We start from the raw sequence: 20472 nt of genomic DNA on the forward strand, positions 1-20472 counted from the left end.
GCCGTCGCGATGCACCCACGCCCGCCCTGTTCTAGTGGTCAGCTCAGTGCCGTACGGTCGGCGACACCTCGTTGCGGGAGTTCAGCGGCACGACGGGCACCTGGCGGGCGGGGATCACCCCGTCCACCCCGCCCAGCAGCCGCCGTCCGGCCCGCTCCGGCCGGACGTTGGGGCTCTCGGCCGTCTGCGCCTGCGGGCGGCGGTTGGCCGCCCGGAGCCGCTCCTCGTCCACCCGGACCCCCAGCCCGGGTGAGTCGCCGAGGATGAAGGCGCCATCCTCGACGTGCAGGTCGATGGAGACACCGACCGGCGGGTGCAGGTCCTGCAACTCGCTGGTCAGGTGGTTCGGCACCGAGGTCGCGGCGTGCAGCAGCCCGATCGGGCTGTTGCCGATCGGGCTGACCGGCAGGTCGTGGGCGTGGGCCAGGGCGGACGCCCGCAGGAAGTGGGTGACCCCCCAGACGGCCGCCATCTGGACGACGTCGATCGCGCCAGCGGCGATAAGCGGACGGTACTGTTCGAGCCCGGTGAGGTTCTCGCCGGTGGCGACCGACGCGCACACTCCTCGGCTGACCGCGGCAAGGCCCTCGGCGTCCCAACGCCGGACCGGCTCCTCGATCCAGATGAGGTCGAGGCTGCGTTCCAGTTCGCAGATGTGCCGGACGGCCTGCTTGCGGGTCCACGCCTCGTTGACGTCGAGCATCAGACCCGGCCGCCGGCCGTGCCCGGCCTCGGTCAGGACCTCCTTGACCAGGCCGAGGCGGTGCCGGTCGCTCTCGATGTCGAGGCCGCCCTTGAGCTTGGCCGCCCGCAAGCCGTGGCTCGCGTAGACCTCGTACTCCGCGACGAGTTCATCGTCGGTGAGCCCGATGTCCAGACCGGACGCGTAGGCGTTGACCCGCCGGTCGCGTCCGCCCAGCAGCCGCCACAGCGGCTCGCCGGCAGCCTGCGCCTTGATGTCCCACAGTGCGGTGTCCAGAGCGCCGATGGTCCCGAACACCGGCCCTGCGTGGCCCGCCTTGAAGGTGTGCCGCAGCATGCGGTCGTACAGGGACGTCACGGCACGGGGGTCTTCACCCTCGATGGCTGCGAAGATCCGCTCGATCTCGACGTGCGGCCCGATGCCGACTCCCGAGATGCCCTCGTCGGTGTCGACGACGACGAGCGAGACCGGGACCACCCCGTCGGCGAACACCCCGTTGGCATCGCCGACGGGCCGCCCCCATTCCTGGACCGTGGTGAGCGTCCGATATCCCGTGATCCGCATGTCAACCCTTCGTGGAACCGGCGGCGACGCCGTCGGCAATTTGGCGCTGGAGGAACAGGTAAACCAACAAGACGGGTATCGCGGCGATCAGCACCCCGGAGGCGAAGCTAGGGATGTTGTCGGAGTACTGCCCACGCAACGAGGTCACCCCGATCATGAGCGTCCGGTGATCGGCCGAGGGCATCATCACCAGCGCCATGAGGACGTCGTTCCAGCAGAACAGGGCGTTGAGGATGCCGACCGACAGCAGCGCCGGCTTGCCCAGGGGCAGCATGATCCGGCGGTACACGCCGTACACGGTGTTGCCGTCGATCCGCGCGGCGTCCACGATCTCCGGCGGGATGCCCTTGTAGTAACTCGTCATGAGAAAGACCGTGAAGGGCAGGAACTGGGCCACGTAGACCAGGATCAGACCGGGGTACGTGTCGATGAGCGCGGTGTCGGCCATGATCCGGGCGAGCGGCACCATGACCACCTGGAACGGGATGAAGAGCCCCGCGAGGCAGCCCAGGAACAACGCCGACGAGCCCCGGAACCGCAGCTGACTCAGGGCGAAGCCGGCCATCGACCCGAACAGCAGCAGCAACAACACCGACACCGTCACCACGAACAGCGAGTTGGCGAAGTAGCGGCCCATCCCGACGCTGTTCCACGCCGTGCTGATGTTCTCCCAGCGCAGCGCGTCGGTCAGGCCGAACCGGTCGAGGATGTAGTCACGCCGGGTCTTCATCGCGACGTTCGCGGTGAACAGCAGGGGGTAGATCGTCGCCAGGGCGAGCAGCGACATGGGGATGGCGATCAGCCACCGTCCCAGGCGGAGGCGAGACATCAATCCTCCTTTCCGGATCGTTCGAGCAGCTTGATCTGCAATAGCCCCACGATGAGCATGATCATGAAGAGGATCGTCGAGGCGGCCGACGCGAGAGCCGGACGGTTCATCTGGCCCTGCTGCTTCCAGATGTAGAACTCCGGCAGGTACGTCGCCCCCTCCGGCCCACCGCTGGTCATGACGTAGAGCAGCCCGAACATCGAGGTCAGCATCCCGATCATCGTTGTCACGAAGACGAACTGGATGGTGCGCGAGAGGCTCGGGATGATCACGTGCCAGACGACCTGGCGGAGCGTCGCCCCGTCCACCCGGGCGGCGTCCAGGAGCGCGGCGTCCAGCGTGGCGAAACCGGCGAGGAACACCACCAGTGCCATCCCGAAGGTGGCCCAGATGTGCACGCCCACCACCATGAACATGGCGATGTCCGGGTCACCGAGCCAGTCCACCGGACCGACGCCGACCGAGCCGAGGACGGCGTTGAGCGGGCCGTCGAAGGCGAGCAGCAGGTTGAAGATCGCACCGACGATGACCGGTGAGAGCACCGCCGGAAAGAAGTAGACGCTGCGGTAGAAGCGGTGACCGGGCACCCGGAGGTAGATGAACGTCGCGAGCAGACCGGGGATCGCCACCGCCACCGGGAGCAGGAGCACCAGCAGCCCGACGTTGCTCAGCGCGGTCTGGAACAGTGGGTCCGCGAACAGCTCACGGTAGTTGCCGAACCCGACCGCCGCCCCGTTCTGCTCACCGTCGCCGGTAAAGGAGAAGTTGACTCCGAGGAGCAGCGGGTAGAGCCGCAGCAGCACGATGACCAGGACGGCCGGAGCGACCAGAACGTAGGGGGCGTAGCGTTCGGCCCGCAGGCCGCCGCCGGCGCGACGGGGACGCGCGCCTTTCCGACGTGCGGAGGATGTGACCGCCGCCCCGCCGGCCCGTCCGGCCGAAGCCGGACGGACCGACGGTTGCGTGTTTCCGATCGGCACGAGGTCAGCCCGCCTGGTCGGAAGCGGCCAACTGCTTCACCACCTCGTCGACGGTGATCGAACCGCTGAGCAGCTGCTGGGAGAGGCGCCCCATCAGGTCCAGCGTCTTCGAGGACAGCGCCACGTGCAGAGCGGGCTTGCCGCTCTTCAGCTCGCTGACGATCGTGGCGACGGCCGGCCCGGCCTGCGACACGTCGATGGTGGTGTCGGCGGCGATCGCGCCGGCGTCGGCGTAGAAGGCCTTCAACGCCTCAGCCGAGCTCAGGGAGCGCGCCAGGTCGGCGGCGAGCTTCGGGTCCTTCGTCCACTTGGCGACCGCGTAGCCGATGCCACCGTCGTACGCGAGGCTCGGGGTGGTGCCGGGGGTGATGACCGGGGCCTTCATGACGCCGACCTTCTCCGGGGTCAGGAACTCGTTGAAGTCCTGCCAGTGCCCCACGTCCGACATCAGACCCATGACGTGGGCGGCCTTACCGGACTGGAAGAGCGCGAAGGAGTCGTTGAACATGGCGGTCGAGTTGGCCCCGTCGCTGTTCATCTTCTTGTCGCCGGCCTCCTTCCAGAGCTGGAAGATCCGCTTGACGTTGGCCGAACTCCAGTCGCGCTTGCCGGCGATCCAGGCGTCGTACTCGGCAGCGGTGAGGGTGGTCGAGCCCAGGCTGGAGAGCCAGAACTGGATGCCGACGCCCTCCTTGTTGCCGAGGGCGAAGCACTTGGCGCCGGCCTTGGCGATGGCGTCGCAGTCGGCGACGAACTTGTCCCACGTGGTGGCCGGGCTCGCCGGGTCGAGGTTCGCCTTCTGGTAGATCGCCTTGTTGTAGTAGATGGGGTAACCCTGCAGCGTCACCGGGGTGGCGTAGATCTTGCCGTCCTTGCCGAACGCCTCCCAGCCGGCCAACCGCTGCTTGTCCTCGGCCACGTACTCGTCGAGGGGCACCAGCGCGTCCACCCGGTCGCGGATCTGGCCGCCACCGTTGAACAGCATGACGTCCGGGCCCTTGCCGGACTGGATCGCCGCACCGAGCAGCGTGTAGTACTGGTCGAAGGGCTGCGCGACGAATTCGACCTCGACGTCGGAGTGCTTCTTCTTGAAGTCGGCCTTAGCCTTCTCCAGATAGGATTTGGCGAACGGCTCGCCAGACTTCCAGTCCCACACCACCAACTTGCCGTCCGAGCTGGTTGACTTGCCCGAATCGCTAGCACTACCACAGCCGGCCAGGGCCAGGCCCACAACGAGGACGGCCGACCAAATTGCGCGCTGTCTCATCAGTTGTCACCTCTATATGGGGGGATGGCCGGCGGGTACCCCGCGAGCCAAATGTTGACCGGAAGGTAACTCGTATGACGTGTGACGTCAACACTCGGCCGTACACTGAGCCAGACGTCGTGCCACGGCGAGCCATTCGGAGGGGACATGACGCCACCGCAGGAAACGGCCCTGAACAGCCCGACAACCCCGTCGTGGGTGCGTCGGCCGACCAACCTCGCCAGGGCGGTCACCGCCGAACTGGTGGAGCGCATCGTCCGTGAGGTACACCCGTCCGGGACGTCCCTGCCCCCCGAGCCGATCCTCTGCGAGACCTTCGGCGTGAGCCGGACCGTCGTTCGGGAAGCAGTGAAGATCCTTCAGGAGAAGGGGCTGGTGCAGGTCCGCCAAGGCGCTGGCACGATGGTCACCCCACCGTCACACTGGGACATGCTCGACGAACTCGTCCTCGCGGCCACAATCGCCGTGGACGACAGCCTCGCCATCCTCGACGACCTGGTCGTCACCCGGCGCGTCCTGGAATCCGACATGGCGAATGTCGCCGCCCGCCTCGCCGACGCCGAGACCGTCGATCGACTGCGGGCCATGGTGGACCGGATGGACGAGCTCGTCGATGACCAGGTCACCTACCACGACCACGACCGGGCCTTCCATGACACGATCATGCAGGCATCCGGGAACCGCATCGCTCGTGGCGTCGTGCGCGCGCTGGAGAGCCAGGTCATCAACACCGCCCGCTACATGGGCCGGACCGAACGCACGTTGTGCGTGGCGTCCAACCAGGGCCACCGACGCATCTACGAGCGCATCGCCGCCCACGACTCCAACGGCGCCGCCGAGGCGATGTTCACCCACATCACCGAGGCCTGGCTGGTCCGCCGCAGCGGTTCCGGCGAGCCGGTTCGTCTTCAGCGCTGACGGCCGGCAACGCCCACTCCCAGGTACGGAAGCAGGCGCTGCCGCCCGACGTCGGCGCCGGCCTCGCCAGCGACCGGGGGTCAGGAGAACTGCGCGAAGAACCTCCAGATCTCGCCCTTCGTCCAGGTCGTGATGCCGCTCTCGGCGTAGGTGCCGTCCACCGGACCGGGCATGTGACCGTTGTCGTACGCCGCCCACTGCACCGGGTAACCGGCCCTGCAGCCCGAGTAGGCGGTCGTGATGTGCGCCCGGCTACCGGCCCCCGGCTCGGGCGGGTTCTGGGCGGTGCAGCCGTTGTTTCGGACGAACGTGTCGCGCAGCGAGCGCCCCTGGGAGATGTTCAGGACGTTGTCCGAGATGCCGTGCAGCCCGAAGTACGCGATGGGCTGCGTGCCGCCGCTGCACCCGCTGATCTGGGCGCCGGAGATGACCGCGACGGCCCGGAAGACGGTGGGCCGCGCACAAGCGATGGCGTAGCTCATGCCGCCACCCCAGCTGAAGCCGAGGGCGAAGCGCTGCCTCGGGTTGACGCAGAGGCCACCCTCGATCCGGCTGATCAGGTCGTCGACGAAGGTGATGTCCTCACCGCCGGAGTTTCCCCAACCGTTGCCGAACCCCTGGGGCGCCACCAGGATCGCGCTGTTGTTCGACTGCTCCTGCTGCCCGTAGTAGGACCACGCGGTCCCGCTGGTGCCGCCGGAGGAGATTTCCTGCATGGTGCCGCCTCGCCAGTGGAACGCGAAGATCAGCCGGTACGGATTGTTGTTGTTGTAGTTGGCGGGCACCCGCAGGATGAAGGAGCGGCTCTTCCCGTTGCTCTGAATCGTGTGCGTGCCGCTGGACAGCGTCGGCGCCTTGCCGCAACCGCTGCCACCCGACGGAGGCGGGTTACCGCCGTCGGTGCGAACGAGCTGCCACTGCTGGTTGGTGCCGTTCCGGTCGGAGTACTGCACGATGTTGCCGCCGTCGGCGGTGGAAGCGCCCTGCACCTCCACGACCTTGCCGCTGTGCCGACTGATCAGCCGGACGTGGCCGCCGTCCGAGTCGGCCAGCCGAAACTGCTGGTTCGTCCCGTTGAGGTCGGACCACTGCACGATCGCGCCGCCGTCGGCGGTCGAGAAGTTGCTGACGTCGAGCACCTTGCCCGAGTGCCGGGACTTCAGCCGGTAGAAGCCACCCCCCGAGTCGACGAACTGCCACTGCTGGTTCGCGCCGTTGTTCCGCGTCCACTGGCTGACCCGTGCGCCGTCGTTGGTGGCCGAGCCGTACAGGTCCAGTGCCTTGCCGCTGTTGCGGTTGACGAGCACGTACCACGCGCTGGTGTCCACCGTCGCCGCAGCCGCAGGTGCCGCGTTGACCACGACGAGCGTGCCGGCTGCCAGGACCGCGGCCGCCGCGGCGGCCAGACCTGACCGCCAGCGACGTCTCTGTGGAGAGGCGGGACGAGCCTCACCGATGACCTTCATGGTCCGCTCCTTCGATCGAGGTCACCCACGAGCAGAACGCACGCGCGTGCCCTGGTGTGCTGACGGTCGCGGCGGCCCGCCCCATCGGGACGGGCCGCCATCCCCACCTCCTGCCACCGACACGCAGCCGGGTGGTGTTCAGGCTGGTGGTTGCGGTCCGGCCGTCAACCGATGCGGACCAGTTGCCACTGCTGGTTGGTGCCACCCCAGTCGGCGTACTGAACGACGTTTCCACCGTCTGCGGTGGATGAGCCCTGCACCTCGACGGCCTTGTTGCTGTTGCGGTTGATCAGGCGCACGTAGCCATCAGACGAACTCGCGAGTCGGAACTGCTGGTTCGTGCCGTTGAGGTCGGACCACTGCACGATCGCGCCACCGTCGGCGGTGGAGAAGTTGCTGACGTCGAGCACCTTGCTGGAGTTGCGGGCCTTCACCCGGTAGTAGCCGCTCCCCGAGTCGACGAACTGCCACTGCTGGTTGACGCCGTTGTTACGCGTCCACTGGCTGATCCGCGCGCCGTCGGTCGTCGCGCTGGCGTACACGTCCAGCGCCTTGCCGCTGTTCCGATTCAGCAACACGTACCAGGCGCTGGTGTCCACCCCGGAGCCCGGCGGGGGCGTTGTGGGCGGGGTGGAGCCGCCGTTGAGGGCGTCCAGGACGGCGGTGTACGCGGACTTCTTGTTGCCGCTGCACTCGAACAGCAGGGCGTTGTCCGACCCACGCCAGGAGTCACAGTCGCGCACACCCCACGTGGTGATACCGGTACAGCGCGAGACAGCCATGCACGCGCGGGTGACGGCGCCGAAGATGTTGGCCTGGTTGCCGCCGCTCATCACGTCCAGTTCGGTGATCTGCACATCCACACCGAGGTCGGCGAAGCGCTGCAGATTCGCCTGGTAGTCGCTGGCCAACGAGGTGCCCAGGTGCGACTGGAACCCCACACAATCGATCGGCACACCACGAGACCGGAAGTCCCGCACCATGTTGTAGATGCCCGTCGACTTCGCGTTGATCCCATCGGTGTTGTAGTCGTTGTAACACAACTTCGCACCCGGATCCGCCGCCCGCGCAGCCCGGAACGCCGCCTCGATCCAGTCGTTGCCGGTGCGCTGCAGATTGGAGTCACGCCGCCCACCGCTACCACCGTCGGCGAATGCCTCGTTCACCACGTCCCAGGCGTAGATCTTGCCCCGGAAGTGGGTGGCGACCTGGGTGACGTGGTTGATCGCGGCGTTGCGCAACGCGGTACCCGACATGCCCTGCGCCCAACCCGGCTGCTGCGCGTGCCACAACAACGCATGACCCCGCACGCTCATGCCATTGGCCTGCGCGTGACTGACCAGACGGTCACCACCGGTGTAGCTGAACCGACCCTGCTGCGGCTCGGTGGCGTCCCACTTCATCTCGTTCTCGGGCACCACACTGTTGAACTCGCGGTTCAGGATGGTCGTGTAGGCGCTGGTGGAGAGCTTGCCCGTCGCGACGGCTGCGCCGAAGTAGCGGCCCTTCTCGGCCGCGGCCGCCTTCAAGGTCGTGCCGGCACCGGCTGCGGGAGTCAGCGCCACCGTCATACCAGTGGCGAGGGCAGCGACCATGGTCGCCGCCGCCAACATCGTTCTCATGGGTCTCATGTCGATCCTTCTCAGTGGTTGCATCGGTGGTGGTGATGTGCCACTTCGCTCGGAACGGCCCAACCGGGACGGCCATCCTGACCACCCGACATCAGCACACACAGTCCGAGAGGGCTGTCGCCGGCAACTGCCGGGTCCCGAGGTGACGTCCGCATGCCCTGGAGGACGTCGTGATCGGAGGTACGGCCCCGCGCGGCTCGCCCGGTGAGCCGCAGAAGCGATCGTCCTCTATATCGAGAGTGAGCGATAACATGTCGTTCGTCAAGACGTAACGGGCCGTTAACGCCGATCTCCCGGTACGCCACGTTTCGCCCCGCACCAGCCGCCCAGAGCGACCGCGCTCAGCCGTCGGAGGACCAGCCAACGAGCAGCACCACCGTGCCACTGGGGTCGCACCAGAGAGCAACCCTGTTATCGCTCACAGTCGTCGGCCCGACGACCGTCGGCTTCCAGGCCACCCACACCGGCAACAACGCCCGACCGCTCTCGTTCACCCTCGACGGCCGCGCCCTGCTCGGTGGCCTGACACCGGTGGCACTCCGGAGACGAGAGCGTGCGCCGGCCACCACCCGGTGGTGACCGACGCACGAACTACTCAGACGACGTCAGCGGTAACCGGCGGTCACCACGTTGGCCTGCACGGCGTTCTCGGTCGCGTCGGACGGATAGCCGGCGACCATCGCCCCCTCGTAGAAGGTGCCGGCGCTCAGGTTGGCGCCTCCGTCGGGCTTGCAGCAATCACCGCCGCTGCCGAGGATGATCGCGCCCTGCTTCTTCATCGGGCTGTATCCCGACGGAAGCGAGCCGTCCCACAGCGTGTAGAGGCTGCCGGACTGGGCGTCGCTGCCCTTGATGGCGAAGCGGGACGTGCCGTTGTTCTTGAGCGTCGCGGTGACGAACTTGTTGGTGAAGGCGCGCTGGTTCGGGTTCCACGAGCTGCTGCCGCCGGGGAAGAGACCCCATTCGAGGTCCGCCTGCACCCACGGGCCGCTGCCGGAGCAGCCGCCGAACCAGCACTGCTTGCCGAAGTTGATGGCATCCATCGCCCCGGCGGCGTCGGCCTTCCTGGTCGTCTCGCTGTTGCCGTAGTCGAAGCAGCAGCCGCTGTTGACGTGGGTTCCGCTGGTCACCATGTACATGCCCTCGGGAGCCGCACCGGTCGGCACGCCGGTGAGGTGCCCGTCCCGCCAGTAGCTGTTGCCGGGATTGATGTAGAGCGAGTACGCCTTCGCGCCACCGACGGTCAGCGATTCCGACGTCGCGATCGCCGGCTTGCTCTGCGGTGAACCCGGAACCACGCTCGAGCCCTGGTACCAGAGGTCGTTCCCGCGCCCGGACTGGTCGAAGACCACCGTGATCACACAGGTCGTGCCGCCACAGAAGGAGTCCTGCGTCGCCGCGTTGGCGGTCCCGCCCGCAGCGGAGACCCCGATGTTGCGGGTCGTGTTGTCCGACGAACGGCGGACCTGGTAGAGGTTGCCGGCGTACGCCGCGTAGAGGGCCCGCGTCGTGCTGTGCGCCGCGATGCACGGAGTGCCGCCGGACGCGTAGATGTCGCACGGCCGCGTACCGGTCGGCGGGTTGGTCGGCGGCGGGGTGGTGGTGGTCGGCGAGGCCCACTGCTGGTTGGCGCCGCCGCTGCAGGCCCAGAGGATGATTTTGGTGCCGTTCGCGGTGGCGGCGCCGTTGGCGTCGAGGCAGAGCCCGGACTGCACGCCGGTGATGGTGCCGTTGCTGTTGACGTTCCATTGCTGGTTGTTCTGGCCGTTGCAATCCCAGATGATCGCCTGAGTGCCGTTGGTGGTGCCTCGGCCGGAGGCGTCCAGGCACTTGTTGCCGTACGCCTGGAGTTGCTTTGCCGACGTCCACGTCCAGGTCTGGCCGGCACTGCCGTTGCAGTCCCAGAGTTGCGTCTGGGTGCCGTTGGTGGTGCTGGAGTTGGGCACTTCGAGGCAGCGGCCGGACAGCGTACCGATGATCCGGGTGCTCTGCCCCGGTTCGATGGCGGCCGCCATCGGGGCGGCGGCTGCCTCGGCGGTCGGCGACGGGGCACCGGGGGTGGCACCGATGCCGACGAGGACGCCGACCAGAGCACCCGCCAGGGCGGTCAGGCGTCGGGCGCGATGGTGTCTCGGGATGAGTTCACGGGCTTTTCCTGGCCCGGTGGGGGACGGGGTTCGCACGAGGTGGCTCCTCGGAGTCGTGGAAGCGCGGGGGATTGTCGACGCGCCATGGGGGTGGTGGCGATGGCGAATCGATTCGCTACGAATCGTATGACCTTTGCTTAATTCATGTCAATGAATGCGGTTCCGGGGTGGTGCGCTGACCGTTGGGCGGACGGCCAGCGCACCACCTCCCCCGGGACGCCTACCGCCCCAGGAGCCGCCACGTCTGGTTCAACGGGCTGCCCAGGTTGACCGCCCTACAGGTCCACTGGTGGGCCAGCGCGCCGGCCGCCGTGGAGACCGCGTTGACATCGACGCACTTGCCACTGTGCCGAGCGACGAGTTGGTAGTCGTGTGAGTCGTTGCCCGAGTAGGTCACCTTGCGCAGGGTGAACTGCTGGTTGAGGCCGTTCAGGCAGGTCCACTGGTGCACGGCCGCGCCGTCGGCGGTGGAGACGCCGCTGACGTCGAGGCACTTGCCGCTCTGCTGGTTGACCACCGTGTAGGTGTTGGCCACGCCCGCGACCGGGCGGAAGTTCCAGAGCTGCTGGTCACCGCCGTCGCAGTAGTTCTGCTGTTGGACGTTGCCGTCGGCGGTGCTCAGGCCGGTGTTGTTCAGGCACTGCTGGGAGTGTTGGGCCACCGCCACCGACTGGAAGCCACCGTCCGAGGGGGGAAGCAGCGTGACGGTGTAGGTGTCGTTCTGGTTGGTGTACGGCAGGGTCACGGTGGCGTTGTTGTTGGACACACCGACCACGCTGTTCGAGACAGTGACCGGCCCCGCCACGGCACCGCCGCCGTTGTGCGGGATGCGTTGGGTGAGGACCCGGACCTGGTTGTTCTGCACGATGCCGCTCGTGGTGTCCAGGCGTTGCAGGTTGACGGTCAGGTTCCCGGTGGTACGACCACCGCCGACCAGCACCTTCGCGACCCCGGCCGTCTTCGTGGCGTACGCGTCGTACGACTGGCTGGGGGTCACCCCCACGATCTGACCGGTCTGCGAGGCGTAGTAGCGGTAGTTCCACCACTCACCCTTGGGCTGGTGCTGCCCGGCCGAGTTGCGGATCAACAGGTTGCCGAGGTCGTTGTGCAGGCTGCCACCGCTGGCCCAGTTCGCCCGCAGGCCATCGGCCCGGGCCCGCTCCAGACGGGCGATGTACCAGGCGCCGTCGGCCGGGTTCTGCTCGTCGGGGGAGCCGTACTCGTTGATCTGGTACGGCCGCGGGTGCGCGATGCCGCGCGGGTCGAGGGTCGCGTTGGCCGCGGCGACGTTGGCGACCGGGTCACCCGGCAGCGAGTGCCAGCTGATGATGTCCGGAACCGTGTTGGTCGAGCGGACGAAGTCCAGGTACTGGTTCCAGAAGGCGTGGTTGGTCGACGGGACGCAGGCACAGCTCGGCCCGACGATGAGCTGGTTGGGGAACTCCACCCGGAGGCGCTGGTAGGTGCGGCGCCACAGTTCGAGGTACTGCGAGATCGGGCGGTTCCAGAAGATGGTGATGTTGGGTTCGTTCCAGATGTCCCACTGCACGTTCAGCCCGGAAGCCCGGACGTCGCTGATGAGCCGGGTCAGGAAGTTGTCGTAGTCGGTCCAGCTGCCGTTGTCGCCGGGGAACCGGGAGATTCCGGCGCCGTCGGCACCCCACAGGTCGTGCGGCAGGATGATGAACTTCCCGCCGAGGGCGGTGGTCCGACGTGCCTGGGCCAGGGTGGAGTTCCACCGGCGGTCGTAGGTGCCGCCGACCCAGCCACTGCCCGGGAGCTGCGCGCCGCCGGCGCGCATGGACTGGAACTTGACGTCTCGGTAGAAGTGGTCGGCCGGACCGCTGGCATTCTCGGTCATGCCGTAGATCCAGCCGGACGCACGGTAGGTCGGCGTGCCGTTGTCCGTGGCGAAGTTGACGCTTATCGACTCGTCGGCGGCCTGGGCCGGAGACGCGACGGTGGTTACGGCGGCGGCGGCGAGCAGGCCAACCACGAGTCGGGCGACGAGCGCACGGGCTCGTCCTGACCTGCCGTGGGACGGGGTTTTCACGGGCGGCTCCTTGGTGGGGCGCGGGGGACGCTCTCCGGAGGGCTGCACTTGCGAATCGATTCGCTGGGATCGTAGGACCGGTAACTGAACCGTGTCAATGAAGTGACGGCGCGGTGACGCCCGTGTTTCCCAGTGTGCCCCTCTGTCCAGCCGACTATCTCTTGACCAGCGGGCAGGGGCGGACCTATCTTCGTGCGAACCGATTCGTCGAATCGATTCGCCTCATGGTCGGACTGCGTCCGACCCGCGACGGTCAACCCGCACCGCCCCTGACAATCGACTCGAAGTGAGGCAACACATGACAGGACTCAGTCGGCGGCGGCGCCTGGCCGCCGTCGCCGTGATAGCGCTCGTCGCAATGGCAGGCACTGCCTGCTCGTCGTCCGACGACAGCTCCGCCGACGGCGGTGCCTACCTCGTCTGGGACCCGTACCCGCAGTTCGCCGCCGACTCCGAATGGGTCGCGCTGCTCAAGAAGTGCGGCACCTCCGCTGGAGTGACGGTCGAGCGGACCAGCTACGACACCACCGACCTGACCAACAAGGCGCTGCTCGCCGCTCAGCAGGGAAACTCGCCGGACGTGCTGATCGTGGACAACCCGGTCATCTCGACACTGGCCGAGGCCGGCGCGCTCACCACCACCGACGACAACAAGCTGGACGTCTCGGCCATGGCGGCGAACCTGCTCGGCGCTGGCCAGAGCGAGGGCAAGACGTACGGGGTGCCGATCGGGGCGAACACCCTCGCCCTCTACTACAACAAGGACCTGCTGACCGCCGCCGGCGTCGACCCGGCCACGGTCACGGACTGGACCTCACTGACCGCCGCGCTGACCAAGGTCAAGGCCAAGGGGAAGAAGGGCATCACCTTCTCCGCGATCGGCACCGAGGAGGGCAGCTTCCAGTTCCTGCCCTGGTTCTGGGGATCGGGAGCCCAACTGACCAGTTTGGACTCGCCGCAGGCGGTGTCCGCACTGGCGCTCTGGACGGACTGGCTCAAGCAGGGCCTCGCCCCGAACTCCATCATCAACAACACCCAGACCACGAGTTGGCAGGAGTTCGCCACCGGCGACTACGCGTTCGCCGAGAACGGCACCTGGCAGCTGGCCAACGCGGAGAAGCTTGGCTTCTCGTACGGCACCATCGCGATCCCGGCCACCGCGGGCGGCCCGGCGCCGGCGCCAACCGGCGGTGAATTCGTCTCCATCCCGGTGCAGAAGAACACCGGCCGGTACGAGGCGTCGCAGAAGATCGTCGCCTGCCTGACCAGCGCCGACAACCTCCTCACCACGGACACCACGCTGTCCTACGTCGCACCCGTCGCCGCAGTCCAAGACCGGCAGGCCACCGCGGACCCCAAGCTCAAGGTCTGGGTGGAGGCGGTCCGGGCAGCCAAGGGTCGCACCGGTGACAACCTCGGCACGAAGTACCCGAAGATCTCCGAATCGCTGTGGACCGCGGTGCAGGCGTCCCTCAGCGGCGGGAAGTCGCCGCGCGATGCGCTGACCGCCGCACAGGCCGCAGCCACGACCAAGTAACGGCGCCGAACCGACACCATGCACTCCACGAAACAGAGTTCCACCGCCGTACGAGACCAGGGTGGGGCGGCGAAGACCGCCCCACCCGGGCCTCCCCCGTCCCGTGGCCGCCGGCCCAGCCGATGGCTGGCATGGGGCTTCCTGGCACCGGTAACCCTCTACCTGATCGCCTTCTACGCCTACCCGCTCTTCCGCAATGTCGAGTTGAGCCTGCGCGAGTACACCGTCCGCTCGTTCGTGCAGGGCGGCGCGCCCTTCGCCGGTGTCGACAACTACCGGACGGTCCTGACCGACCCGGCCTTCGGGCCGACGCTGGCGCACACCCTGATCTTCACCGCCGCGTCACTCACCTTCCAGTTCAGCATCGGCATGGCCCTGGCGCTCTTCTTCCACCAGCACTTTCCGCTGTCGCGCACATTGCGGGCGTTGATCCTCGTACCGTGGCTGCTGCCACTGATCGTCTCGGCGTCGACCTGGTCGTGGCTGCTCAACAGTGACTCGGGTCTGGTCAACGCGGCACTCGGCGTCGTCGGGATCGACCCGGTCAACTGGCTCACCTCGCCGGGGTGGTCGCTCACCTCGGTGATCATCGCGAACATCTGGATCGGCATCCCGTTCAACCTGGTGGTGCTGTACAGCGGGCTACAGGGGATCCCGGTCGAGATGTACGAGGCGTCCGCGCTCGATGGGGCGTCGAGCTGGCAACGGTTCTGGCGAATCACCTTCCCGCTGCTGCGCCCGGTCTCCACGATCACGCTGCTGCTGGGGCTGATCTACACGCTGAAGGTCTTCGACATCGTCTGGGTCATGACCAGAGGTGGCCCGACCGGCTCCTCGGCCACCCTCGCCACCTGGTCGTACCGGCTCGGCTTCGGCAACATGCTGCCCGAATTCGGCCCGGGCGCGGCCATCGGAAACCTGCTCATCGTGATGGCCCTGATCGCCGGGCTCGTCTACATCCGGATCGAGCGGAGGCAGCACCTACGATGACCACTTCAACGCCTCGCGCCTGGTGGAAGACCGGCATCGGTCTGGTGCTGACCGGGCTGATGCTCTTTCCCGTCTACTGGATGATCAATGTGTCGTTCACCCGGGACCAGGACATGCGGGCCAGTCCCCCGCACCTGTTCCCGACAAACGGCACGTTGGACGGCTACCGAGCGGTGCTCGACCAACAACTGCCGTACCTCGGCACCAGCTTCCTGGTCGGCCTCGGCACGGTGGTGCTGACCGTCGCGCTGGCCGCCCCCGCCGGATTCGCGCTGGCGAAGCTCCGGCCGCCCGGCGGCCCGGCGCTGAGCTTCGTACTGCTGATCGCACAGATGATCCCGGGAATCATCATGGCGATGGGCTTCTACGCCATCTATCTCAACCTCGGCGTCCTCAACACGCTGCCCGGCCTGATCCTGGCCGACACGACCCTGGCTGTGCCGTTCGGCGTGCTGATCTTCACGGCCTTCATGTCCGGGATTCCCGACGAGCTGATGCAGGCCGCCGTGGTCGACGGCGCCGGTCGGCTCCGGACCTTCTGGTCGGTCGTGCTGCCGGTCAGCCGCAACTCGATCGTCACGGTGTCGCTGTTCGCGTTCCTGTGGTCCTGGTCGGACTTCATCTTCGCCTCGACCCTCGCCGGCGGCGGCGACCACCAGCCGATCACCCTCGGCATCTACCACTACATCGGCAACAACAACCAGCAGTGGAACGCCATCATGGCAACCGCTGTCGTCGCCTCCATCCCCGCCGCCGTGCTGCTGATCCTGGCCCAGCGGTACGTCTCGATGGGCGTGACCGCCGGCGCCGTCAAGGACTGACCACCCGCACCACAGAAAGGCATCCGCCACCCATGACCGTCGCCCCGTCCGGTCCGGAGTTCCCCATCCAGGACATCCCGTTCAGCTACCGAGGATCCTGGTTCAACATCTCCCCGGTGGTAGCCGAGAAGACGTACGCCGACGATCTGCACCTGGTCTCCCACCAGACCGGGCTGCACCCCGTACTGCGCCTCGCCCCCGCCGTCGCCGGCGCCACGGTCGTCGCCACGCCCGCGCTGCTGACCTGGCGCATCGGCGCAGACCGGATCGAAGCCGTCTACGACGGGCCGGACACCCTGCGGATCCGGGGTCGCCGGCTCGGCCTGCGGGTAGCAGCAGCAGCGAGCGCCCTCACCCCGTTCAGCGGCACCTACCTGTACCTCGACCCGGTTGACGGGTCACACGTGTTCACCTCGTACGAGACCGGTCGCCGCTACCGGATCACGGTGCTCTCCGGTGCGCTCCAGCGGACCGACGGCGTCGAGGCTCTCGGCACCGCTGACCGGTCCGTGGACCTCCCCGCCGACCAACCGTGGGAGATCGCGATCGAGGAGTACGCGACCGCCCGCCGCCCGTACGTCGGATCCGTCAGCTTCGACCAACTGTGCCGCGACCGGATCGCCGAGTTCACCGCGTTCGTCGACGCGGTCGCACCGTGGCGTGGTGCGGAAACCCCAGCCGCCGAGCTGGCCGCGTACGTGCTGTGGTCAGCCACCGTCGCCCCGGCGGGCTTCGTCACCCGGCCGGCGGTCCTGATGTCCAAGCACTGGATGGACAAGGTGTGGAGCTGGGACCACTGCTTCAACGCGATCGCCCTGGCCAGCGGTGAGCCGGAGCTGGCCTGGCACCAGTTCCAGCTGCCCTTCGACCACCAGGACGAGGCCGGTGCCCTACCCGACTCGGTCACCCACTCCGAGGTCCTGCACAACTACGTCAAGCCCCCCATTCACGGCTGGGCCCTACGACACCTGCGCCGCCGCCTTCCCCAGCCGGTGGATCGGGAGGCACTGGCGCAGACGTACCACCGGCTTGCCCGCTGGTCCCGGTTCTGGCTCGACGCACGCCGGGCCCCCGGCCACGATCTGCCCCACTACCAGCACGGCAACGACAGCGGTTGGGACAACGCAACCACCTTCGACGACGGCCGGGTCCTCCAGACAGCCGACCTCGCCGCATTTCTGGTCTCGCAGCTTCGCTGCCTGGCCGACCTCGCCACCGAGCTGGGCGAGCCCGCGGACCAGTGGTCCCGGGAGGCCGACCGAATCCACGGGGCCATGCTCCGGGACCTGTGGGACGGCGAACGCTTCACTGCCCGTAGCCCGCACACCGGGCAACAGCGCGCGAGCCGCAGCCTGCTCGATCTGATGCCCGTCGCACTCGGGGCCGATCTGCCAGCTCCGGTCGCCGCCGCGCTGGCCCGGGGCGCCGAAGCCCACCTGACCACGCACGGGCTGGCCACCGAACCGCCGGACTCGGCCCATTACCTGGCCGATGGTTACTGGCGTGGCCCGATCTGGGCACCGTCCACCGTCCTGGTCGAGGACGGTCTGCGACGCGCCGGTCAGACCAGGATCGCCGACGAGATCAGTCGACGATTCCTCGCGCTGTGTGAGAAGTCCGGGTTCGCGGAGAACTTCGACGCCGAAACCGGGGCCGGGCTCAGGGATCGCGCGTACACCTGGACTGCCAGCAGCTATCTGATCCTCGCCGCCGCTCAGGAGGAACGGCGGGTCACCGCTGGGTAGCCGCGTCGCCTCAGCGGGCCCGGACCGGACCGGTGCTGGAGCGCAATGAGATGGGCGGGCTGTACAGCCGGTGTCGTGGCACCGCCCCGGGCGCGGCGATGATCTCCAACAAGAGCGACACCGCCTCGGCGCCCATCTCGACCATCGGAACGTCTGCGGCGGTCAGCGGCGGGCGGAAGTCCTCCGCCCAGTGCTGGGCGGCGACACCCGTGACGGAGAAGTCGACCGGCACGGACAGCCCGGCGCCGGTCAGTGCACGCTGCATTCCGGGCAGCGCGGCCTCGTTGATGGTGGCCACGGCCGTAACGTCCGGACGTGTCGCGAGCAACTCCTCCACGCATGCCTCGCCGGAGGCTGTGTCGTCGCCGCAGCAGACCTCCACGCCGGTCAGGTCCCGCTCCATCGCCGCTGCCCGGAAACCAGCCAGCGCTCGATGGCTGGGGCCGTAACCGGCGGCCACCAACTCGGCGGAGCGGTTTACCAGCGCCACGTGCCGGTGCCCCAGATCGGCCAGGTGGTGCACGCAGCGGGCGATCAGCCCGGCGTAGTCGATGTCGATCCAGCTCATGCCGTGCGGCTCGGCGGTGCGCCCGATCGTGACGAACGGCAGACCGGTCTTGGTCAGCCGAGTCACCCGGTCGTCGTCCAAGCGGATCTCCATCAGGACCACTCCGTCGACCCGCCGGCCGGTGACGATCCGCTCGAACGACCGGTCATGGTCGCCACCAGACGGCGACAGCAGCACGTCGAGGTCATGGCGGGCAGCTGCCTCGACGACGCTGGCGACGAAGCCCAACTGCATGTCGGTCAACCGCTGGCTCGCCGGAGGGATCACCAGCCCGAGAGTGCGGGTGCGTCCCTCCTTCAGAGCACGGGCGCTGGCGTTCGGTCGGTAGTCCAACTCGTCGATGACCGCCTGGATCCGCTGCCGGGTTGCCTCCGACACGGTCCGCTTCCCGCTCAGCACGTAGGACACAGTGCTGCGGGACACTCCCGCCCGACGGGCGATCTCCCCGATGTTCATACCGCGCCCTCGAATCGATTCTTGCCCCGATACGGGGACGCACCCTGCTTCGCTGACGAGCATATCTGTCCTGAACCTCGTGCCCGAGTCAGGAAAGTTCCGCAGCCAACTCGGCGGGGCCGGGATGCGGTAGCGCGGGAAGGTAGCGCGATGTATGGACAAACATTAATGTCATAGGTATGACGTGTTATGTCGAGCCACCACTGCGCTACACCGCTGAAAGGATCCGATGAAATGAAGAGACGGCTGAGTCGCCTCATGGCCGCGGCGGGGACCCTGCTGGTCCTCGCCTTCGGTGCCGGCATCTACGTGGTCTCGGACGCGCCGGGCATCGCCCACGCCGCCGGCACGGGACCGTGTGACATCTACGCCTCGGGTGGCACACCCTGCGTGGCCGCGCACAGCACCACCCGGGCGCTCTACGGCGCGTACAACGGACCGCTCTACCAAGTCCGCCGCTCGTCGGACAACACCACCCGCGACATCGGTGTGCTGAGCGCGGGTGGCTACGCCAACGCCGCCACCCAGGACTCTTTCTGCGCCAACACCAACTGCGTGATCACCATCCTCTACGACCAGTCCGGCCGCAACAACCGCCTCACCCAGGCACCCCCCGGCTATTTCGTCGGCCCCGCCGCCGGCGGATATGACAACCTCGCCGACGCGAAGGCGGCCCCGATCACCGTCGGCGGCCAGAAGGCCTACGGCGTCTACATCGCCCCCGGCACCGGCTACCGCAACAACAACACCAACGGCGTCGCCACCGGCGACCAGCCCGAGGGCATCTACGCGGTCGTCGACGGCACGCACTACAACCAGTGGTGCTGCTTCGACTACGGCAATGCGCAGACGAACAGCCTGGCCGATGAGCGCGCCATCATGGAGACCGTCTACTTCGGTGCCAACAAGCAGTGGGGATACGGCGCCGGCACCGGCCCCTGGATCATGGCCGACCTGGAGTGGGGGCTGTTCTCCGGGGTGAACGCGGGGTACAACAACATCGCGTCGATCAACCACCGATTCGTCACGGCCATGGTCAAGGGCGAGCCGAACCACTGGGCGATCCGGGGCGGCAGCGCGCAGTCGGGCGGCCTGACGACCTACTTCGATGGGCCACGCCCCAACGGCTACCACCCGATGAAGAAGGAGGGGGCCATCCTCCTCGGCATCGGCGGTGACAACAGCATCACCGGTCGGGGCACCTTCTTCGAGGGCGTGCTGACCTCCGGCTACCCGACGGCGGCCACCGAGAACGCCGTGCAGGCCAACATCAACGCCGCCGCGTATGCACCGGCCGGTGGCGGTAACCCGCAACAGAACGTTCAGATCGTCGGCAGCCAATCCAACCGCTGCATCGACGTACCAAACGGCACCAGCACCAACGGCACTCAGGTGCAACTCTGGGACTGCACCGGCGGCACACCACAACGCTGGACCTACACCGCCAACAAACAACTCCAGGTCAACGGCAACAAATGCCTCGACGCCAACGGCCAAGGCACCACCAACGGCACCCAAGCAATCATCTGGGACTGCCACAGCGGCACCAACCAACAATGGAATATCAACACCAACGGCACCATCACCGGCGTCCAATCCGGACTCTGCCTCGACGCCAACACCGCCGCAACAGCCAACGGCACCAAACTCATCCTCTGGACCTGCAACGGTCAACAAAACCAACGCTGGTCCACCCGTAGCTGATCACCCCACATCACCAGGTCGGTGCCGTCTTCGCGAACTCTGCGGGGGCGGCACCTCCGGTGAAACTGCTGCTATCTTTCATCCGTTTGCGGG

15 protein-coding genes are annotated in these 20472 nt (G+C 67.6%); 6 read left to right on the top strand and 9 right to left on the bottom strand.

The window, feature by feature from the left end; genetic code table 11:
- Nucleotides 1–43: 43 nt before the first annotated feature.
- From ACLQ28_RS22235 to ACLQ28_RS22250, 4 genes are read right to left on the bottom strand one after another with little or no spacing between them, the layout of a single operon-like run.
- The gene (locus tag ACLQ28_RS22235) at nucleotides 44–1267 is read right to left on the bottom strand and encodes a mandelate racemase/muconate lactonizing enzyme family protein (protein ID WP_425688198.1); all 1224 of its coding nucleotides are present in this window, start codon (nucleotides 1265–1267) and stop codon (nucleotides 44–46) included.
- A gap of 1 nt (nucleotide 1268) precedes the next feature.
- Complete coding sequence (locus ACLQ28_RS22240) at nucleotides 1269–2096, bottom strand: carbohydrate ABC transporter permease (protein ID WP_425688199.1); 828 nt, start codon at nucleotides 2094–2096, stop codon at nucleotides 1269–1271.
- On the bottom strand, nucleotides 2096–3076 hold the full coding sequence (locus ACLQ28_RS22245; protein WP_425688200.1) for a carbohydrate ABC transporter permease: 981 nt from the start codon (nucleotides 3074–3076) through the stop codon (nucleotides 2096–2098). Before ACLQ28_RS22245 ends, ACLQ28_RS22240 begins: the two co-directional genes overlap by 1 nt.
- 4 nt (nucleotides 3077–3080) lie before the next feature.
- A complete protein-coding gene (locus tag ACLQ28_RS22250; RefSeq protein WP_425688201.1) occupies nucleotides 3081–4343 on the bottom strand; it encodes an ABC transporter substrate-binding protein in 1263 nt (420 codons plus the stop codon).
- Nucleotides 4344–4490: 147 nt separating this feature from the next.
- Between ACLQ28_RS22250 and ACLQ28_RS22255 the strand changes: the two genes are divergently transcribed.
- The gene (locus tag ACLQ28_RS22255) at nucleotides 4491–5261 is read left to right on the top strand and encodes a FadR/GntR family transcriptional regulator (RefSeq protein WP_425688202.1); all 771 of its coding nucleotides are present in this window, start codon (nucleotides 4491–4493) and stop codon (nucleotides 5259–5261) included.
- An 80-nt stretch (nucleotides 5262–5341) separates the two neighbouring features.
- Here the strand turns inward: ACLQ28_RS22255 and ACLQ28_RS22260 are convergent, their stop codons facing one another.
- The 4 genes from ACLQ28_RS22260 to ACLQ28_RS22275 all read right to left on the bottom strand — a co-directional run bounded on the left by ACLQ28_RS22260 (nucleotide 5342) and on the right by ACLQ28_RS22275 (nucleotide 12558).
- Nucleotides 5342–6727: an RICIN domain-containing protein gene (locus tag ACLQ28_RS22260; RefSeq protein ID WP_425688203.1), complete on the bottom strand. Its 1386-nt coding sequence runs from the start codon at nucleotides 6725–6727 to the stop codon at nucleotides 5342–5344.
- Nucleotides 6728–6891: 164 nt separating this feature from the next.
- Complete coding sequence (locus tag ACLQ28_RS22265) at nucleotides 6892–8349, bottom strand: endo-1,4-beta-xylanase (RefSeq protein ID WP_425688237.1); 1458 nt, start codon at nucleotides 8347–8349, stop codon at nucleotides 6892–6894.
- Between the two features lie 614 nt (nucleotides 8350–8963).
- Complete coding sequence (locus ACLQ28_RS22270) at nucleotides 8964–10541, bottom strand: arabinofuranosidase catalytic domain-containing protein (protein WP_425688204.1); 1578 nt, start codon at nucleotides 10539–10541, stop codon at nucleotides 8964–8966.
- Nucleotides 10542–10725: 184 nt separating this feature from the next.
- Complete coding sequence (locus ACLQ28_RS22275; RefSeq protein ID WP_425688205.1) at nucleotides 10726–12558, bottom strand: RICIN domain-containing protein; 1833 nt, start codon at nucleotides 12556–12558, stop codon at nucleotides 10726–10728.
- A 298-nt stretch (nucleotides 12559–12856) separates the two neighbouring features.
- Here ACLQ28_RS22275 and ACLQ28_RS22280 point away from each other — a divergent pair, with 298 nt between their 5' ends.
- The 4 genes from ACLQ28_RS22280 to ACLQ28_RS22295 are packed head-to-tail and all read left to right on the top strand — an operon-like array spanning nucleotide 12857 to nucleotide 17651.
- Complete coding sequence (locus tag ACLQ28_RS22280) at nucleotides 12857–14095, top strand: sugar ABC transporter substrate-binding protein (RefSeq protein ID WP_425688206.1); 1239 nt, start codon at nucleotides 12857–12859, stop codon at nucleotides 14093–14095.
- Nucleotides 14096–14113: 18 nt separating this feature from the next.
- The gene (locus ACLQ28_RS22285; RefSeq protein WP_425688207.1) at nucleotides 14114–15085 is read left to right on the top strand and encodes a carbohydrate ABC transporter permease; all 972 of its coding nucleotides are present in this window, start codon (nucleotides 14114–14116) and stop codon (nucleotides 15083–15085) included.
- Nucleotides 15082–15906, top strand: a complete 825-nt coding sequence (locus ACLQ28_RS22290; protein ID WP_425688208.1) for a carbohydrate ABC transporter permease — start codon at nucleotides 15082–15084, stop codon at nucleotides 15904–15906. Before ACLQ28_RS22285 ends, ACLQ28_RS22290 begins: the two co-directional genes overlap by 4 nt.
- A gap of 32 nt (nucleotides 15907–15938) precedes the next feature.
- A complete protein-coding gene (locus ACLQ28_RS22295; RefSeq protein WP_425688209.1) occupies nucleotides 15939–17651 on the top strand; it encodes an amylo-alpha-1,6-glucosidase in 1713 nt (570 codons plus the stop codon).
- A gap of 10 nt (nucleotides 17652–17661) precedes the next feature.
- Here ACLQ28_RS22295 and ACLQ28_RS22300 read toward each other — a convergent pair whose 3' ends face one another.
- Nucleotides 17662–18675 carry a LacI family DNA-binding transcriptional regulator gene (locus ACLQ28_RS22300; protein ID WP_425688210.1) on the bottom strand — a complete coding sequence of 338 codons (1014 nt, stop codon included), beginning with the start codon at nucleotides 18673–18675 and terminating at the stop codon, nucleotides 17662–17664.
- A 234-nt stretch (nucleotides 18676–18909) separates the two neighbouring features.
- Between ACLQ28_RS22300 and ACLQ28_RS22305 the strand changes: the two genes are divergently transcribed.
- The gene (locus ACLQ28_RS22305; RefSeq protein ID WP_425688211.1) at nucleotides 18910–20379 is read left to right on the top strand and encodes an arabinofuranosidase catalytic domain-containing protein; all 1470 of its coding nucleotides are present in this window, start codon (nucleotides 18910–18912) and stop codon (nucleotides 20377–20379) included.
- Nucleotides 20380–20472: the final 93 nt, after the last annotated feature.

The sequence above is a fragment of the Micromonospora sp. DT201 genome (genome assembly GCF_049841575.1).
Lineage (GTDB): Bacteria > Actinomycetota > Actinomycetes > Mycobacteriales > Micromonosporaceae > Micromonospora.

Excerpts from the sequence above, each read along its gene's own strand:
- ACLQ28_RS22240 (WP_425688199.1), bottom strand. The coding sequence starts at position 2,096 with ATGTCTCGCCTCCGCCTGGGACGGTGGCTGATCGCCATCCCCATGTCG.
- ACLQ28_RS22280 (WP_425688206.1), top strand. The coding sequence starts at position 12,857 with ATGACAGGACTCAGTCGGCGGCGGCGCCTGGCCGCCGTCGCCGTGATA.
- ACLQ28_RS22265 (WP_425688237.1), bottom strand. The coding sequence starts at position 8,349 with ATGAGAACGATGTTGGCGGCGGCGACCATGGTCGCTGCCCTCGCCACT.
- ACLQ28_RS22260 (WP_425688203.1), bottom strand. The coding sequence starts at position 6,727 with ATGAAGGTCATCGGTGAGGCTCGTCCCGCCTCTCCACAGAGACGTCGC.
- ACLQ28_RS22295 (WP_425688209.1), top strand. The coding sequence starts at position 15,939 with ATGACCGTCGCCCCGTCCGGTCCGGAGTTCCCCATCCAGGACATCCCG.
- ACLQ28_RS22255 (WP_425688202.1), top strand. The coding sequence starts at position 4,491 with ATGACGCCACCGCAGGAAACGGCCCTGAACAGCCCGACAACCCCGTCG.
- ACLQ28_RS22300 (WP_425688210.1), bottom strand. The coding sequence starts at position 18,675 with ATGAACATCGGGGAGATCGCCCGTCGGGCGGGAGTGTCCCGCAGCACT.
- ACLQ28_RS22290 (WP_425688208.1), top strand. The coding sequence starts at position 15,082 with ATGACCACTTCAACGCCTCGCGCCTGGTGGAAGACCGGCATCGGTCTG.
- ACLQ28_RS22285 (WP_425688207.1), top strand. The coding sequence starts at position 14,114 with ATGCACTCCACGAAACAGAGTTCCACCGCCGTACGAGACCAGGGTGGG.
- ACLQ28_RS22250 (WP_425688201.1), bottom strand. The coding sequence starts at position 4,343 with ATGAGACAGCGCGCAATTTGGTCGGCCGTCCTCGTTGTGGGCCTGGCC.
- ACLQ28_RS22235 (WP_425688198.1), bottom strand. The coding sequence starts at position 1,267 with ATGCGGATCACGGGATATCGGACGCTCACCACGGTCCAGGAATGGGGG.
- ACLQ28_RS22305 (WP_425688211.1), top strand. The coding sequence starts at position 18,910 with ATGAAGAGACGGCTGAGTCGCCTCATGGCCGCGGCGGGGACCCTGCTG.